This window comes from Comamonas sp. UBA7840 (genome assembly GCF_002501455.1).
GTDB lineage: Bacteria > Pseudomonadota > Gammaproteobacteria > Burkholderiales > Burkholderiaceae_C > Comamonas > Comamonas jiangduensis.
The window spans coordinates 80948-96089 of sequence record NZ_DLTI01000026.1; the positions used below are offsets into that span (position 1 = coordinate 80948).

Genomic DNA, 15142 nt, shown 5'->3' on the forward strand with positions numbered 1-15142 from the left:
CAATCAGAAGTTGAAGCCCAAGCGCAGGTGCAAGCGCACCTTCTTGGTTTCCAGGCCATAGGCCAGGTCGGCTTGCAGGGGGCCTACGGGGCTGCGCCAGCGAATGCCTGTGCCCACGCCGACAAAGACGGTGTAGGTGTCCAGTGAATCTGTGACCGTACCTGCATCGACAAACATGGCGTGTTCCCAATCGTTGCGGTTGCCCGCAATCGTGATGGGGCGTTGCCATTCCACGCTGCCCGACGCCATATAGCGACCACCGATGAGTTTGTCGTTGTCGGTACGCGCGCCAATGCTTTGGTAGCTATAGCCGCGTACCGTGGTGTCGCCGCCCGAGAGAAACAGCTGGGTGATCGGCACCACCGTGTTGCTATTGGCAATCACCGCACCGCCATTGGCCCGAAAAGCCAGCCGGCTGCGCCGCCCGGTTTCTCCTTCGGCGCGATCCAGTGGCATCAGGTACAGCCAACGTGCGGCCATGCGGCCAAAGGGTTTGCGCTCGGGGGTGATGGTGCTACCCGCGCCTACTTCCCAGCCCAGGCCATAGCCGCGCGTAGGGCTGGTCGGGTTGTTGAAGTAGCGGCCCGTCCAGCCATAGTTGAGCGTGAGGGACGAACTCGACGGTGGTGCCCCTTCGCCCTGCGCCTTGGCCATGTCGTACTGCAGGTAGTAGCCACGGTCGATCTTGTCTTCGCTTTTGCCGCGTCCGGCCACCAAGCTCACACTGTTGGCGGTGTAGTCCGCCAGTTCTTCACGGGCAGCTTTGCCGCCCACAAAGTAATTCCAGCCACTGTAGTCGGGCAACGACGTGATGCGGGTGGACAGCAAGGGGTTCTTTTTGTCCAGCTGCAGCTTGCTTTGGGCGCGCCAGTCCAGATACGGCACGCGGTTGTGTGTGTGGTCGACAGAGAAGCGAAAGCCAGTATCGGTGCTCACCCCCAAGCCGTAGACCCACTTTTGCAGTTTGGCCTCGCGCACTTGCGCAATCACGGGGGCATGCACTTCGGTATCGCCGGGCTGCGCGACCTCGGTGGCCAGTGTCAGAAACACGGAGTCGTAATAGCCGCTGTTGGCCAAACGTTGCTGGGTATCGAGCAAGGTGGTCTGGCGGTATTCATCGCCCACGGGCAGGCGTGCCAGGCGAATAAGGCCCGACGGGTTGTAGCGCTGCGCGCCTTCAATCACCAAAGGGCCAAAGTAATACGCAGGCCCGGGTTCATAGGTGGCGGTGAGCTGCGCTTGCTGGGTGTCGGTGTCAATGTCGGCGCGGCTTTCCGTGAGGCTGGCCGTGGGGTAGCGGCGATTTTGCAAGCGGCGGATGCCGTCATTTTTGGCATTGCTCCATGCGGGCTGGGTGAACTGTGCCCCCTCGGGCAGCGCCCAGTTGCGGCGAATGCCTTCGCGCATGTTCAGCCCTTTGGGGTCGTCAGCATTGGTGCCACTGAAGTCCACGCTGGCCTGTGCAATGGTGGTGGGTGTGCCGGGCTCCACCTTTACCAAGACTTTGAGGGGTGTGTCCGGGTCGTCAGGGGTGTCTATCAGTTGCAGCTCTATGCTGGGCGTAAAATACCCCATGGTGCCCAGCAGGCTGCGGATGTTGGCGTCCGCCGCGCCCAGCAGGCGGCCCAGTTCGCTGCGGCGCAAATCGCTCAACTGGCGGTAGCGCTGCAGCTCCATGTGCTCTTGCAGCAGCTCGCGCACATCTTTGGGGGCTTGGACTTCCAGCGTGAAACTGGCCGGGCCCACAGCGGACGGGGAATTTCGGTCTTTGGACAGCAGGCTGCAGCCAGACAGCAGCAGCGCACTGGCTAACAAAAACGCCGACGGCAACGCCGACGTCTTTGAGAGAAAAGGCTTGGGCATGAACCTATTTTGACAGCAGCCTCATGGTTTCTTCCAGACCTTTTAACGTAAGGGGGTACATTCGCCCGCCCATGAGTTGGCGAATGATGTCAATACTTTGGCGGTATTCCCACACGCCCTGAGGCTCGGGGTTGATCCATGCGTGGTGCGGGAAAGCATTGGTAAGTCTTTGCAACCATTCGGCACCGGGCTCATCGTTGTTGTATTCCACGCTGCCGCCGGGCTGGATGATTTCATACGGGCTCATGGTGGCATCACCCACAAAGATCAGCTTGTAGTCTTTGTTGTACTTGCGAATGATGTCCCAAGTGTCGAATTTCTCGGCAAAGCGGCGGCGGTTATTCTTCCACATGAAGTCGTAGACGCAGTTGTGGAAGTAATAAAACTCCAGATGCTTGAACTCGCTTTTGACGGCGCTGAACAACTCTTCCACCCGCTGGATGTGGTCGTCCATGGTGCCGCCCACGTCCATCAGCAGCAGCACCTTCACGTTGTTGTGGCGCTCGGGCACCATCTTGATGTCCAGCCAGCCCGCGTTGGCGGCGGTGCTGCGGATGGTGTCGGGCAAGTCCAGCTCAAGGTTGCTGCCTTGGCGGGCAAACTTGCGCAGGCGGCGCAGGGCCACCTTGATGTTGCGCGTGCCTAGTTCTTGCGTGTCGTCGTAGTCGCGGTAGGCTCGCTGCTCCCACACTTTGACAGCGCTGCGGTTTTTACCGGGGCCGCCAATGCGCACGCCCTGCGGGTTGTAGCCGCCGTGGCCATAGGGGCTGGTGCCGCCGGTGCCAATCCATTTGTTGCCGCCTTCGTGGCGGCCTTTTTGCTCTTCCAGGCGCTTCTTTAAAGTCTCCATCAGCTCATCCCAGCCCATCTTCTCGATGGCGGCTTTTTGCTCGGGCGTCAGTTCTTTGTCCAGCAGCTTGCGCAGCCACTCTTCGGGCAGCTCTTTTTTGAAGTCGGCCACCATTTCCACGCCTTTGAAGTAGGCGGCAAAGGCCCGGTCAAACTTGTCGTAGTGCTTCTCATCTTTGACGACGATGGTGCGGGCGAGGAAGTAAAAGTCATCCAGGCTCCAGCCGTCTTCGCTGCGCGGGCCCACCACACCGGCTTCCAGCGCCTGCAGCAGCATCAAAAATTCCTTGACCGATACCGGCAGTTTGGCAGCGCGCAAGGTGTAGAAAAAGTCGATCAACATGGGGAAGAGTCTAAAAAGAGAGCTGCTAGCGCTGGTTTTATTAGGGTTTCAGATGATTTTCATGCTTATATCAAGCATTTACAGGCGCTAGCTGCTGCAGTTTTGCAAGCAAGCGCTGCCGTGCTGCGGGCCATTCGGCCGCCAGCATGCTGTACATGACCGTGTCGCGCACCGTGCCGTCCCAGCGTGGGGTGTGGTGGCGGATGACGCCATCTTTGTGTGCACCCAGCCGCTCAATGGCCTGCTGGCTGCGGGTGTTCAGAATGTCGGTGCGCCAGCCCACCACGGCGCAGCCCAGGGTCTCAAAGGCATGCTGCATCAACAGCAGCTTGGCAGCGGTGTTGACGTGGCTGCGCTGGGCGCTGGCGGCGTACCAGGTGTAGCCAATTTCCAGGCGCTGGGCGCCGGACACGATGTCGTGGTAGCTGCTGGTGCCCAGCACTTGGCCGCTGTGGGCATCGGTGACGACAAAGGGGCAGCGCGTGCCTTGGGCTTGCATCTCCAGCGCTTTGTCGATGTAGGCCGTGGTTTCATCGGGCGCGGGCACCCAAGTCACGCGCAGATTCCACAGCTGGCCGTCTGCCGCCGCCGCTTGCAGGCCTGTGGTGTGCGCCAGTGTTAGAGGCTGCAAACGAACGCCCCAGCCTTGCAACTGGACGGGTGCAACAAAAGCAGGCATGGCATCAGGCATACGGGGCTTAGCTCTCAACGCAATCAATCGACTTCGGCTTCTTCCAGCACAGCTTTGGATTTTTGGCGGTTGCGCCAGATGCGCGCCAGGTGCAAGCCTGCGCCACCGCCGAGGCCGACCATCAAAATACCCACCATGCTGGAGCCGCTGTAGCCGTCGCTAAAGATGTCGATGCCCACAGCTTGCCCGAGGCCATAGCCAGCCAGTGCGCCCAGCATGAAGCACACCGCGTCAGACACCCCTTCCAGCAACAGTTTTTGCGCAGAAGCCATTGTTGATCTCCCTGATGATTGGTGGTGAAGCCTGTAAAGCTACGACAAGCGGCGGTTTTGCGCATTGGGGCAAGTCTGCAAAGGGGGTGTCAGCACCACGTCAGCGCAGACGCGCGCCAGGGTTAGCGGTTGCGCTGGTTCATGAACACCAGTTTTTCAAATAGGCTCATGTCCTGTTCGTTCTTCAGCAAGGCGCCCACCAGCGGCGGCACGGACACTTTTTGGTCGGGCGATTGCAGCGCTTCCAGCGGAATGTCTTCGGCTACCAGCAGCTTGAGCCAGTCGATCAGCTCGCTGGTCGAGGGCTTTTTCTTCAGGCCGGGCAGGCCCCGCACGTCGTAGAAGGTCTTGAGCGCGGCGCTGAGCAAATCGCCCTTGAGCGTGGGAAAGTGCACGGCCACGATCTGGCGCATGGTGTCTGCGTCGGGAAACTTGATGTAGTGGAAAAAGCAGCGGCGCAAAAAGGCGTCGGGCAGTTCTTTTTCGTTGTTCGAAGTGATGAACACCAGCGGGCGGTGCTTGGCGCGGATCATCTCGCGGGTTTCGTAGCAGTAAAACTCCATGCGGTCGATTTCACGCAGCAAATCGTTGGGGAACTCAATATCTGCTTTGTCGATTTCATCGATCAGCAAAGCCACGGGCTGCTCGGAAGTAAACGCCTGCCACAGCACGCCTTTGACAATGTAGTTGCGGATGTCTTGCGTACGTTCGTCGCCCAACTGGCTGTCGCGCAGACGCGAAACCGCGTCATATTCGTACAGACCCTGCTGTGCCTTGGTGGTGGATTTGATGTGCCATTGCAGCAAAGGCATGTCCAGGGCAGCGGCCACTTCTTCGGCCAGCATGGTTTTGCCCGTGCCAGGCTCCCCTTTCACCAACAGCGGGCGCTGCAGCTGGATGGCGGCATTCACCGCCAGCATCAGATCTTGGGTGGCAACGTAATTGTCAGAACCTTGGAATTTCATGGGCGTGATATCAGCGTAAACATTGATGTGAGTGCTTGACAACTGCTCTGATAATGAATTTTCGCGAGCAGATCCCAGCTACAACTTTGCAAAGGATTTTGTGCACAAATGATCAAAACATGGACCACGGTGTTTGCAATGTTTGTCGCTTGTGCGACGTCGTCCGCCACTGCCCAAACGGCGCAGGGCGATATCCAGGCAGGTAAAGGCAAGGTGGCCATGTGTATTGGCTGCCATGGCATTCCGGGCTACCAAGCCAGTTTTCCGGAGGTGCACAAGGTACCGATGATCGGAGGGCAGTCTGCCGCATATATGGCTGCAGCACTAGACGCGTACCGCAAGGGGGACCGTCGCCATCCGACAATGCGCGGGATTGCACAGTCGCTGAGCGATCAAGATATTGCTGATGTCTCTGCATACTACGAGGCACAAAGCCCCGCACTCGCTGAAGTGCAGCCCCACGACCCGCCGGCCCAGGTCGCCGCCTTGATCGAAAAAGGCGCGTGCTTTAGCTGCCACGGGCAAAACTTTGCCAAACCCATTGATGCCAGCTACCCCAAAGTGGCGGGTCAGCATGCTGACTATGTGTTGGTGGCGCTGAAATCGTATAAAACGATGGACAACGCCAGGGTGGGGCGCAGCAACGGCATCATGGCGCCGATTGCGCAGCAGTTCAGCAACCAAGAGCTCAAGCTGCTGGCCAACTACATTGGCAAGCTGGACGGTGATTTGAAAACCGTGCCCCAGCCGCATTTCCGCTGAGCAGTAGGTTGCGGCCAATCTGCCTTCGGCGCACCTCCCCAAAAAGCAAAGCCCGCACTGTGCGGGCTTTGCTTTTTTGGGGGGAAATTGGCAAGACGGCTTAGTCTTTGGTGGCGCGGCGCTGCACGGCAGCAACGTACTGGTTGCCATCGGGCGGATGGCCGTTGCGCTGGCTGTCGGCCAGCATTTGGCCCAGGCATTCCATCACTTCATGGTGCGCTTTGTGCAAGTCACCACGGCGCTTGGCCAGCAGCTCCACTGCCTGGCGAATGCCGCGGGGCTGGTCAATGCTGCATTGTTCGCTGATGGACAGGTGCATGGACAGGTGCAAGAACGGGTTGGTGCGCTCTGGCTCCAGATCGTAATTGCGTTGGACGGCAGCCTCTACATCGTCCAGCTCGGCGAAGTATTCGGGGTGTTCATCAATCCACAGGCTGGCCAGTGTCTCAATCGCCTCCATGGGGGCGTTGGTGTTCATTTTGCTGCGTACGCTGCAAAAAAAACGGCGTACGTCAGCTTGGGTGGGGTTGAAAAGCATGATGGCCGCCAGCGTAGCATGACCATGGAAAACCAGTCGCCAAGGTGCCAAACACCAGGCTGCCGCGCAAGCGTAAGATCGCACGCTTTGTGTGTGCAGCTCTTGGGTGCGGGTTCATGGATTTTCAGACTTGGTTGGCGTTTTTTTCGGCGTGCGTGTTTATTGCGATTTCGCCCGGCTCTGGCGCGGTGCTGTCTATGAGCCACGGGCTGGCCTACGGTGTGCGCCAGACTTCCGCCACCATTGGTGGTCTGCAACTGGGCTTGCTGCTCATTCTTTTGATAGCCGGTGGGGGCGTGGGCGCAGTGCTGATTGCCTCCGATGTGGCCTTTACGGTGGTGAAAGTGCTGGGTGCTTGCTACCTGATTTATCTGGGGTGGAGCCAGTGGCGAAGTGTGGGGAACGGGGTAGATGTGGGGCATGTGCAAGCCACGCCCCTGCCTTGGCAGCAGCGCACGTTATCGGGATTTTTGACCAATGCGACCAACCCCAAGGGCATCATTTTCATGGTGGCGGTGTTGCCGCAGTTTTTAAGCACCCAGCGCCCGCTGTGGATGCAGTTGCTGGTGATGTCGGTGACCTGTCTGGCCGTAGATACCGTGGTCATGCACGGCTATGCGGCCAGCGCCAGTGCTTTGCGCCGCTGGATGCGCAGCCCAGAAGCGATGCGTTGGCAAAACCGGATTTTTGGCGGCCTGCTTATGCTGGTGGGTGCGGGGCTGTTTTTTGTGCAGCGTTCTGTGCACCAAGGGTAATCCTCAGGATTGCAAGCTTGCACAATAAATCATAGCTGCTAGCGCTTGCTGCATAAGCCCTAGAGGCTGATTGGATGCATGAGACTTAAGGGGCAACCCTTGTCGCGCGGCCGACTGACGGCAGGCGCCATGCTTTCTAGATTGCAGGCATGAAAACTTTCCACTCTTATGCCGAACTGCGCGCCTGCGCAGGCCAAGAAGTTGCTGTGACGGACTGGGTGACCATCACCCAGGCGCAGGTCAATCTGTTTGCCGATGCGACAGGCGATCACCAGTGGATCCACGTCGATCCTGTCAAGGCTGCGCAAGGCCCGTTTGGAGGGCCGATTGCGCATGGCTTTTTGTCACTGTCGCTGCTGCCGCTGTTTTTTGAAAAAGCAGTGCGTATCCAGGGCGCCACGATGGGCGTGAACTATGGGCTGAACAAAGTGCGTTTTCCTGCGCCAGTGCCTGTGGGCAGCCGGGTGCGTGCACGGGTGGGGGTGCAGGCGGTGGAGCCCGTGGGGCCGGACAGTGTGCAAATCACCTGGCTGGTGACGGTAGAGCGTGAAGGGGGCGACAAGCCCGTGTGTGTGGCGGAGTCGCTGTCACGCAGTTATGGCGCGGCGATGGGTGATTGGTGAGCGGGGTTGCAGCCCCCAACTGCCGCGTCCAGCGTGGTGCCGGGGGCGTGGGTGCTTAATTAATGTTCACCGCTGGGAATCAGCCCGGCATCGCGTGCAGCTTGTGCCTGGGCGATGACCTCGGCACGGCTGACGGTGGACTGGGTGCTGGTTTCATCGGCGCGCAGCACGACGTTGTCGCCGTGCACCACTTGACCGGCAGCACGTGCGGCTTGGTAATCGGCAATCACTTGGGCGTGGGTCAGCTGGCTGTCGGTGCGCAGCTCATCAGCGCGCAGCGGGGTTTGGTCGCTGGCAAATGCCGCAGTGCTAGCCAATGCAATCACAACACCAATGGTACGAATCACAAACATCTGATTTCCTTTCAATCATCTAAAAACATAGCGTCTTAGGCGGCGCATGTTGAATAGAGCGAAGGAATGTGTTTGCAGTTCAGTGTTTATTGCTGCCTGTATTTACAACACACTGTTGCTGAAAATGGGACAGTGAGTGGCTCAATGTGCTGCTGTGCCTGTCGGCGTGATGAAGCCGTTTTGGCGCCATGCTTCAAACACGGTCACGGCCACGGCGTTGGACAGGTTCAGGCTGCGTTGGCCCGCCAGCATGGGCAGGCGCAGGCGCTGCGTGGTGGGAAAAGATTCGCGCAGCGCGGGTGCGAGGCCGCGGGTTTCGCAGCCAAAGACAAAGTAGTCACCCGGCTGAAACTGCAGGCTGTGCGCAGGCTGGCTGCCGTGGGTGGTCATGGCAAACATGCGTGTGGGGTTGGGCTGCATGGTGTCCAGAAAGGCTTGCCAGTTGGCATGGCGGCGCGTGCTGGTGTATTCGTGGTAATCCAGACCTGCGCGGCGCATCAGGCGGTCTTCCATCGAAAAGCCCAGGGGCTCAATCAGGTGCAACTGGCACCCGGTATTGGCGGCCAGGCGGATGATGTTGCCTGTATTCGGTGGAATCTCAGGCTCTACAAGAACGATATGAAACATGGCGGCGTATTGTCCGCTTTTGGGCTTGTCCTTGCCGGTGTTTATGGTGTCCGGGCCATGCAAAGCACATCAATCTGGCGCGCACCAGCTTGCAGCAGGCAGCGGCTGGCGGCGGTGAAGGTAGCGCCGGTGGTCATGACGTCATCAATCAGCAGCACATGCCGGTCGGTAATGCGGTGGCGCTGTGCATCTGCCACAGCAAAGGTGTGGCGCAGATTGCGCAAGCGCTGTGCCCGGGTCAAATCGCTTTGGGCGGTTGTATGGCGCGTGCGTTGCAGGCAGTGGGGGAGGTATTGCGCGGGGCTCAGGTGCCGGGCCAGTTGTGCCGCGGGGTTGTATCCGCGCTCTCGCATGCGCTGCGGTGACAGGGGGATGGGGATGAGCACATCGGCCGTCTCGAGCAGGTTGATGACCTGTGGGTCTTGTCGCATCCAACGTGCAAAGTGTGCGGCCAGTGCGGGCTGCTGCGCGAATTTCCAGCGGGCAATCAACGTATTGCACGGGTAGCTGTAATCCATCCATGCATGGGCGTGTTGCCAGATGGCAGGTTTTTGCAAGCATGTGCCGCAGCGGGGGCGCTCAGCGCTCAAGCCGGGCAACGCCATAGCGCAACCAGTGCAGCGAAAGACGGGGTGGAAAAAACGCTGCTGGCAGGCGGCGCACAGCACATCGGCACTGGGCCATGCACGGCAAGCCAGGCATTGGCTGGGAAGCGTGAGGCGGTCTTTGCCAAAAGGGGATAGCCATGTTGGCCAGCGCGGCAGCATGAAATCAATATACTGCCGCGGCACCCGCGACTGCCATGCCGTATGGCGGCGGGGTTGTGCAGTGAATATTCCATGTCTGAGAACTTGCCCCCCACCATTGATCCGATGGCTGCCGCACGCTGGCAGCTTGCTGCCCCTGCGCAATCGCCTTGGCTGCACGAAGAGGTGGGGCGCCGCATGGAAGATCGTTTGCAATGGATTTGCCGTACACCGCAAACATGGTGTGACTGGCAGCCTGTGCGTGGAGGCATGCAAGCACACACCCTGGTGGCGCAGCGTTATCCGCAAGCCCACTGCCATGTGGTGGAGGTGGCGCCGCGCATGCAGGCCGTGGCGCAGGCGCAATGGGCCAAGCCTTGGTGGAAGCCGAATTGGAGCGGTGCGAAAACTCGGGTAGAAATGCCAGCGAAAGGCGCGGTAGAAATGCTGTGGGCCAATATGGCGCTGCACCACCAAGCACAGCCTATGCGCATGCTTCAAGCCTGGCATGACGTTTTGGCGGTGGATGGGTTTGTGATGTTTTCATGTTTTGGGCCAGATACCGCCAAAGAGCTGCGGCAGCTGTACGCCCAGCTGGGTTGGCCCGCAGCGGGCCACAGCTATACCGATATGCATGACTGGGGTGACATGCTGGTGCAGGCAGGTTTTGCAGAACCCGTGATGGACATGGAGACGATCACATTGACTTTTGCCACGCCTGAGCGCTTGCTGCAAGAGCTGCGTGAGCTGGGGTGCAACTTGCACCCTCAGCGCTTTGCAGGGTTGCGCGGCAAAGCGTGGCTCAACGCTTTGCATCAGGCTATAGATCGGCACTTGCGTGTTGACAGCAGTGAAGGGCAGATTGCTCTGACCTTTGAGCTGGTGTATGGCCATGCATTCAAGCCAGCGCCGCGCGTCGCAGTGGAGCGCGAAAGCGCTGTCTCTTTAGAACAAATGCGCACCATGCTTCAAAAAGGCAGGGAGCAGGGTTTGCGATAGGCGAAATGCCGCTTTTGCTGCTTTGATTTAAAACAAAGCGCACTACAATTTTTTCAAACTACTGATAGCAAGCACGCGTGGAAATATCACTCTGCGCGGTGCAAAGCCACAGGGCCTGAGGGCCTCTTCAGGGGAGACAAAATTGGTGTGTCGCTATGCCTTGCAGACAGGCTCGAGCGCAAATCTTGCGTCGGCCTGCAGTGTGTTTGTTTCTTGGGGTCTTGCGTGGTCATTTGCACGCAGCCTGCCTCTCCATCGGTCGAAGTCTGCGCAACGTCCTACAGCACGTCGTTGCAGCAGCCGTGCTTCCTGCTTGAAATCCCTGTACGCATTTGTGTCGCCGCCTTGCAGACTGCCAGTGCGGCAGCGCAGTGCTGCGTGCCAGGTGCCTTGATCCGCCCGCTTTCTTTGCAAGATGTCGCGTGGAACTGCAGGGCAGCTACGCAACGGAATTCCGGAGGCTTAGACGCAAGTGAGAACTATGAAAAGCAGATTTTCCCCACTGGTTTCTCTGGGTACGGCGGCAGCGGCATGGGTAGCAAGTGCGGCACATGCGGTGCAAGATTTGCCCGGTGGCCCGGCCGTGAAGCAGTTGAACTTGCATCCACCCGTTACGCGCATTGCCCAAGAGCAGCACTTTCTGCACTGGATGATGCTGTCCATTTGCGTGGTGATTTTTGTGGGTGTGTTTGCGGTGATGTTTTATTCCATCTGGAAGCATCGCAAATCACAGGGTGCCAAAGCAGCCAACTTTCATGAGTCTGCGACCGTGGAGGTGATCTGGACGGTCATTCCCTTCATCATCGTGATCTTGATGGCACTGCCTGCCACCAAGGTTTTGGTGGCGCAAAAAGATACGACGAATGCAGAGCTGACCATCAAGGTCACGGGCTACCAGTGGAAATGGGGTTATGACTACCTCAAGGGGCCGGGGGAGGGTTTGAGCTTTTTATCAACCATTGACAGCAGCCACCGTGCGATGTCGGACAGCGGTGACGTGAGCCAAGCGCCGAATGACTACCTGCTGCGCGTTGACCACCCGTTGGTGGTGCCCGTAGGCAAGAAGGTGCGCATCATCACCACCGCCAATGATGTGATTCACAGTTTCATGGTGCCGGCGTTTGGCATCAAGCAAGACGCGATACCGGGTTTTGTGCGCGATACCTGGTTCAAAGCAGAAAAGCCCGGGGACTATTACGGCCAGTGCGCCGAGCTGTGTGGCAAAGAACATGCCTATATGCCAATTCATGTGAAGGTGCTGGATACAGCGCCCTACGCAGCGTGGGTGGAAGAGCAGCAAAAGCTGGCTGCTGCGAAAAAAGATGACCCTACCAAAGAATGGAAGCTTGATGAGCTGATTGCCCGTGGTGCCAAGGTGTATGCGGCCAATTGCGCAGCCTGTCATCAGGCCAATGGCAAGGGCGCTGGCGCAATCAAGCCACTGGATGGCAGTGCGCTGGTGCGAGGCAGTTTGGCAGAGCCGATGCATGTGGTGCTGGAAGGTCGTGTCAACGGTACCATGCCTTCGTGGAAGCAATTGAGTGATGTGGAGTTGGCCGCTGTGCTGACCTATGTGAAAAATCACTGGAGCAATCAGACCGGGCAGTTGATTCAGCCTGCGCAGTTTACGGCTGCGCGCCAGGGCAAATTTCCAGAAGGTGAAGCCGCACCGGCAGCACAACCGTCGCCACCTGCAGCAGCCGCAGAAACGCCACCCGCAGATGCGGCCAACGTGAGCCATGCTATGCCGGTGCAGGTATTCTTTGCGACGGGGCAAAGCGCACTGGATACCAAGGCGCAGGTGCAAGTCCAAGCCGCTGCAGCATGGTTGAACGCGCATGCAGATGTCAAAGTGGCCTTGTCTGGCTTTGTAGATGCCACGGGCAGTGCGGATGTGAATGCCGAGCTGGCCAAGCAGCGGGCACAGGCCGTCGCTAAAGCCTTGACAGATGCGGGCGTTGCTGCCGAGCGCATTGAAATGCGCAAACCCCAAACCATTACCGACAGCACAGGCGCTGATGAGCAAGCGCGTCGTGTCGATATCGTGGCTGCGCAGTGAGCGCATTGAACAGACAGAGCGAGGGAGACACGCACATGAGCGCCATTTACCCACCTTCTCACGACGCCGTTCACGACGATCACCACCATGATCATCACCACGCCACGCCCACGGGCTGGCGCCGCTGGCTGTACGCCACCAACCATAAAGATATTGGCACGCTGTATCTGCTGTTCAGCTTCACCATGCTGATGATTGGTGGTGTGCTGGCACTGCTGATTCGGGCAGAGCTGTTCCAGCCCGGTCTGCAACTGGTCAACCCAGAGCTGTTTAACCAGCTCACCACCATGCACGGCTTGATCATGGTGTTTGGCGCCATCATGCCCGCCTTTGTGGGCTTTGCGAACTGGATGCTGCCGCTGCAAATCGGTGCTTCAGACATGGCGTTCGCGCGCATGAACAACTTCAGTTTCTGGCTGATGGTGCCCGCCGGCATCATGCTGGTGGCTTCGTTTTTTATGCCCGGTGGTGCGCCTGCTGCAGGCTGGACGCTGTACGCACCGCTGACGCTGCAGATGGGCCCCTCGATGGACACCAGCATTTTTGCCATGCACATCATGGGTGCTAGCTCCATCATGGGGTCGATCAACATCATCGTCACCATCTTGAACATGCGCGCGCCCGGCATGACGCTGATGAAAATGCCCATGTTTGCCTGGACTTGGTTGATTACGGCTTACCTGCTGATTGCCGTGATGCCAGTGCTGGCCGGCGCCATCACCATGACGCTGACCGACCGCCACTTTGGCACCAGCTTCTTCAACCCCGCAGGTGGGGGCGATCCGGTGATGTACCAGCACATCTTCTGGTTCTTTGGCCACCCCGAGGTCTACATCATGATCTTGCCGGCCTTTGGCATCATCAGCCAGATTGTGCCAGCCTTCAGCCGCAAAAAGCTGTTTGGCTATGCGTCGATGGTGTACGCCACCAGTTCGATTGCGATTTTGAGTTTCATCGTCTGGGCGCATCACATGTTCACCACGGGCATGCCGGTGACGGGGCAGCTGTTTTTCATGTATTCCACCATGCTGATCTCGGTGCCCACGGCGGTGAAGATCTTCAACTGGGTGGCCACCATGTGGCGCGGCTCTATGACGTTTGAGACGCCGATGCTGTTTTCGGTGGGCTTTATCTTTGTCTTCACCATGGGTGGGTTTACGGGGCTGATTCTGTCCATGGCACCCATCGACATTCAGTTGCAAGACACCTACTACGTGGTGGCGCACTTTCACTATGTGCTGGTCGCAGGCTCGCTGTTTTCCATGTTTGCGGCCTACTACTACTGGTCGCCCAAGTGGACGGGGGTGATGTACTCCGAGCGCCGGGGGCAGATCCATTTTTGGGGCTCCCTGGTTTTCTTCAACATCACTTTCTTCCCCATGCACTTCTTAGGCTTGGCAGGTATGCCGCGCCGCTATGCCGACTACCCGATGCAGTTTGCTGACTTCAATGCCGTGGCATCGGTGGGGGCGCTGGGCTTTGGTTTGATGCAGGTGTATTTCTTCCTGGCAGTGGTGGTTCCTGCCATGCGCGGCAAGGGCGCCAAAGCTCCGCAAAAGCCCTGGGAGGCTGCAGAAGGCCTGGAGTGGGAAGTGCCTTCGCCCGCACCTTTCCACACGTTTGAAACCCCTCCCAAACTCGGCAGCACGGCTACCCGTGTGATTGGATAAAACCATGATGCACCTTAAACACAGCAACTCCATGCCCAGCCGCACCGAGACGTGGCAACTCCAGCGCCAGCGCAATGCACGCATGGCGTGGATCTTGGCGTCGATTGCTGCTACGTTTTTTATCGGCTTTGTCGCCAAGATGGCTTGGCTTGGCGGCTAACACACAGGCACGCACATGCAACAGCACAAGCGCCGCGCCAATTTGCAGATGGTCACCAAGCTCTTGGTGATCACCATCGGCATGTTTGCTTTTGGATATGCCCTCATACCCATTTACAAGCATGTGTGCGAGGCGCTGGGTATCAACATTCTCACGATTTCTGAGCGGCAGGTGCCGGGTAACGGCGTGGTGGGTAAGCTGCCTGCGAACACCCAAGTCGATACCAGCCGCACGATCACCGTGGAGTTTGATGCCAACGCGCGTGGCCCGTGGGACTTCAAACCGGAAAAGGTGTCTATGCAGGTGCACCCGGGCGAGCTAGCCACGGTGTTGTACGAGTTTCAAAACGTGCAAGACCGCGCCATGGCGGCGCAAGCCATTCCCAGTTATGCGCCGCGCAATGCTGCGCCGCATTTCACCAAAATGGAATGTTTTTGCTTTAACCAGTATGAGCTGCAGCCTGGTGAAAAAAAAGAGTGGCCGGTGGCGTTTGTGATCGACCCCAAGCTGCCTAAAGACGTGACCACCATTACCTTGAGCTACACCTTTTTTGAAGTGGGTGGGCGTGTGCCAGCCGCGCCCACTTCCCCTGTGGTTACGGGTCGCGTCAAAGGACAGGAGGAGCAGCCGTCTTGAGTACCCCACCACCACCTTCTCCTCTGTCGCGCTGGCGATCCATTCAAGCCATGGCTTGGGCTTTGCTGGGGGTGCGCAAAGGCAGTGAATGGCACAAAGACTCCGCGCACATCAAGCCGCTACAAATTGTGGCAGTAGGGGTGGCGGCGATTTTTGTCTTTGTATTGATGTTGATATCGATCGTGAATTGGGTGGTTTAGCGCACAGCGCTGGGCCGATACGCAATGGTTG

General features: G+C 58.5%; 18 protein-coding genes. 9 read left to right on the plus strand and 9 right to left on the minus strand.

The features are described 5' to 3' along the window. Positions 1 to 3 precede the first annotated feature (3 nt). The 5 genes from B3R00_RS09760 to B3R00_RS09780 form a co-directional block, all read right to left on the minus strand. A complete protein-coding gene (locus tag B3R00_RS09760; RefSeq protein WP_286998850.1) occupies positions 4 to 1863 on the minus strand; it encodes an autotransporter assembly complex protein TamA in 1860 nt (619 codons plus the stop codon). Positions 1864 to 1867: 4 nt separating this feature from the next. Then, positions 1868 to 3055 (minus strand): vWA domain-containing protein, encoded by a 1188-nt coding sequence (locus tag B3R00_RS09765; RefSeq protein WP_286998851.1) that lies wholly within the window; start codon positions 3053 to 3055, stop codon positions 1868 to 1870. Positions 3056 to 3125: 70 nt separating this feature from the next. Further along, positions 3126 to 3746, minus strand: coding sequence for a GNAT family N-acetyltransferase (locus B3R00_RS09770; protein ID WP_286998852.1), 621 nt, complete (start codon positions 3744 to 3746; stop codon positions 3126 to 3128). A 23-nt stretch (positions 3747 to 3769) separates the two neighbouring features. Further along, positions 3770 to 4018, minus strand: coding sequence for a hypothetical protein (locus tag B3R00_RS09775; RefSeq protein WP_286998853.1), 249 nt, complete (start codon positions 4016 to 4018; stop codon positions 3770 to 3772). Positions 4019 to 4140: 122 nt separating this feature from the next. Next, complete coding sequence (locus B3R00_RS09780; RefSeq protein WP_286998854.1) at positions 4141 to 4983, minus strand: AAA family ATPase; 843 nt, start codon at positions 4981 to 4983, stop codon at positions 4141 to 4143. Between the two features lie 108 nt (positions 4984 to 5091). Here B3R00_RS09780 and B3R00_RS09785 point away from each other — a divergent pair, with 108 nt between their 5' ends. Beyond that, positions 5092 to 5745, plus strand: coding sequence for a c-type cytochrome (locus B3R00_RS09785; RefSeq protein ID WP_286998855.1), 654 nt, complete (start codon positions 5092 to 5094; stop codon positions 5743 to 5745). Between the two features lie 100 nt (positions 5746 to 5845). On the opposite strand, the gene B3R00_RS09790 is transcribed toward B3R00_RS09785, so the two are convergent. Next, positions 5846 to 6283: a DUF1841 family protein gene (locus tag B3R00_RS09790; RefSeq protein WP_219162674.1), complete on the minus strand. Its 438-nt coding sequence runs from the start codon at positions 6281 to 6283 to the stop codon at positions 5846 to 5848. Between the two features lie 116 nt (positions 6284 to 6399). Between B3R00_RS09790 and B3R00_RS09795 the strand changes: the two genes are divergently transcribed. Both B3R00_RS09795 and B3R00_RS09800 read left to right on the plus strand, forming a co-directional pair. Further along, positions 6400 to 7038, plus strand: a complete 639-nt coding sequence (locus tag B3R00_RS09795; RefSeq protein WP_286998856.1) for a LysE family translocator — start codon at positions 6400 to 6402, stop codon at positions 7036 to 7038. 149 nt (positions 7039 to 7187) lie between these two features. Beyond that, positions 7188 to 7661: a MaoC family dehydratase gene (locus B3R00_RS09800; RefSeq protein WP_174862896.1), complete on the plus strand. Its 474-nt coding sequence runs from the start codon at positions 7188 to 7190 to the stop codon at positions 7659 to 7661. Positions 7662 to 7720: 59 nt separating this feature from the next. Here the strand turns inward: B3R00_RS09800 and B3R00_RS09805 are convergent, their stop codons facing one another. From B3R00_RS09805 to B3R00_RS09815, 3 genes are all read right to left on the minus strand, one after another. Continuing rightward, positions 7721 to 8014 (minus strand): DUF4148 domain-containing protein, encoded by a 294-nt coding sequence (locus tag B3R00_RS09805; protein WP_286998857.1) that lies wholly within the window; start codon positions 8012 to 8014, stop codon positions 7721 to 7723. A 141-nt stretch (positions 8015 to 8155) separates the two neighbouring features. Continuing rightward, entirely contained in the window at positions 8156 to 8641 is a 486-nt protein-coding gene (gene trmL, locus B3R00_RS09810) for a tRNA (uridine(34)/cytosine(34)/5-carboxymethylaminomethyluridine(34)-2'-O)-methyltransferase TrmL (protein ID WP_174862898.1), read from the minus strand. A gap of 41 nt (positions 8642 to 8682) precedes the next feature. Beyond that, positions 8683 to 9198 (minus strand): ComF family protein, encoded by a 516-nt coding sequence (locus B3R00_RS09815; protein ID WP_286998858.1) that lies wholly within the window; start codon positions 9196 to 9198, stop codon positions 8683 to 8685. Positions 9199 to 9480: 282 nt separating this feature from the next. Here B3R00_RS09815 and B3R00_RS09820 point away from each other — a divergent pair, with 282 nt between their 5' ends. The 6 genes from B3R00_RS09820 to B3R00_RS09845 all read left to right on the plus strand — a co-directional run bounded on the left by B3R00_RS09820 (position 9481) and on the right by B3R00_RS09845 (position 15111). Continuing rightward, the gene (locus tag B3R00_RS09820) at positions 9481 to 10386 is read left to right on the plus strand and encodes a biotin synthase (RefSeq protein ID WP_286998859.1); all 906 of its coding nucleotides are present in this window, start codon (positions 9481 to 9483) and stop codon (positions 10384 to 10386) included. 481 nt (positions 10387 to 10867) lie between these two features. Next, the gene (gene coxB / locus B3R00_RS09825) at positions 10868 to 12445 is read left to right on the plus strand and encodes a cytochrome c oxidase subunit II (RefSeq protein ID WP_286998860.1); all 1578 of its coding nucleotides are present in this window, start codon (positions 10868 to 10870) and stop codon (positions 12443 to 12445) included. Between the two features lie 35 nt (positions 12446 to 12480). Further along, positions 12481 to 14115, plus strand: coding sequence for a cytochrome c oxidase subunit I (ctaD, locus tag B3R00_RS09830; protein WP_286998861.1), 1635 nt, complete (start codon positions 12481 to 12483; stop codon positions 14113 to 14115). Positions 14116 to 14119: 4 nt separating this feature from the next. After that, positions 14120 to 14275: a cytochrome oxidase small assembly protein gene (locus tag B3R00_RS09835; RefSeq protein ID WP_174862902.1), complete on the plus strand. Its 156-nt coding sequence runs from the start codon at positions 14120 to 14122 to the stop codon at positions 14273 to 14275. Between the two features lie 15 nt (positions 14276 to 14290). Then, positions 14291 to 14911 (plus strand): cytochrome c oxidase assembly protein, encoded by a 621-nt coding sequence (locus B3R00_RS09840; RefSeq protein ID WP_286998862.1) that lies wholly within the window; start codon positions 14291 to 14293, stop codon positions 14909 to 14911. Then, complete coding sequence (locus B3R00_RS09845; RefSeq protein ID WP_286998863.1) at positions 14908 to 15111, plus strand: DUF2970 domain-containing protein; 204 nt, start codon at positions 14908 to 14910, stop codon at positions 15109 to 15111. Before B3R00_RS09840 ends, B3R00_RS09845 begins: the two co-directional genes overlap by 4 nt. Positions 15112 to 15142 lie beyond the last annotated feature (31 nt).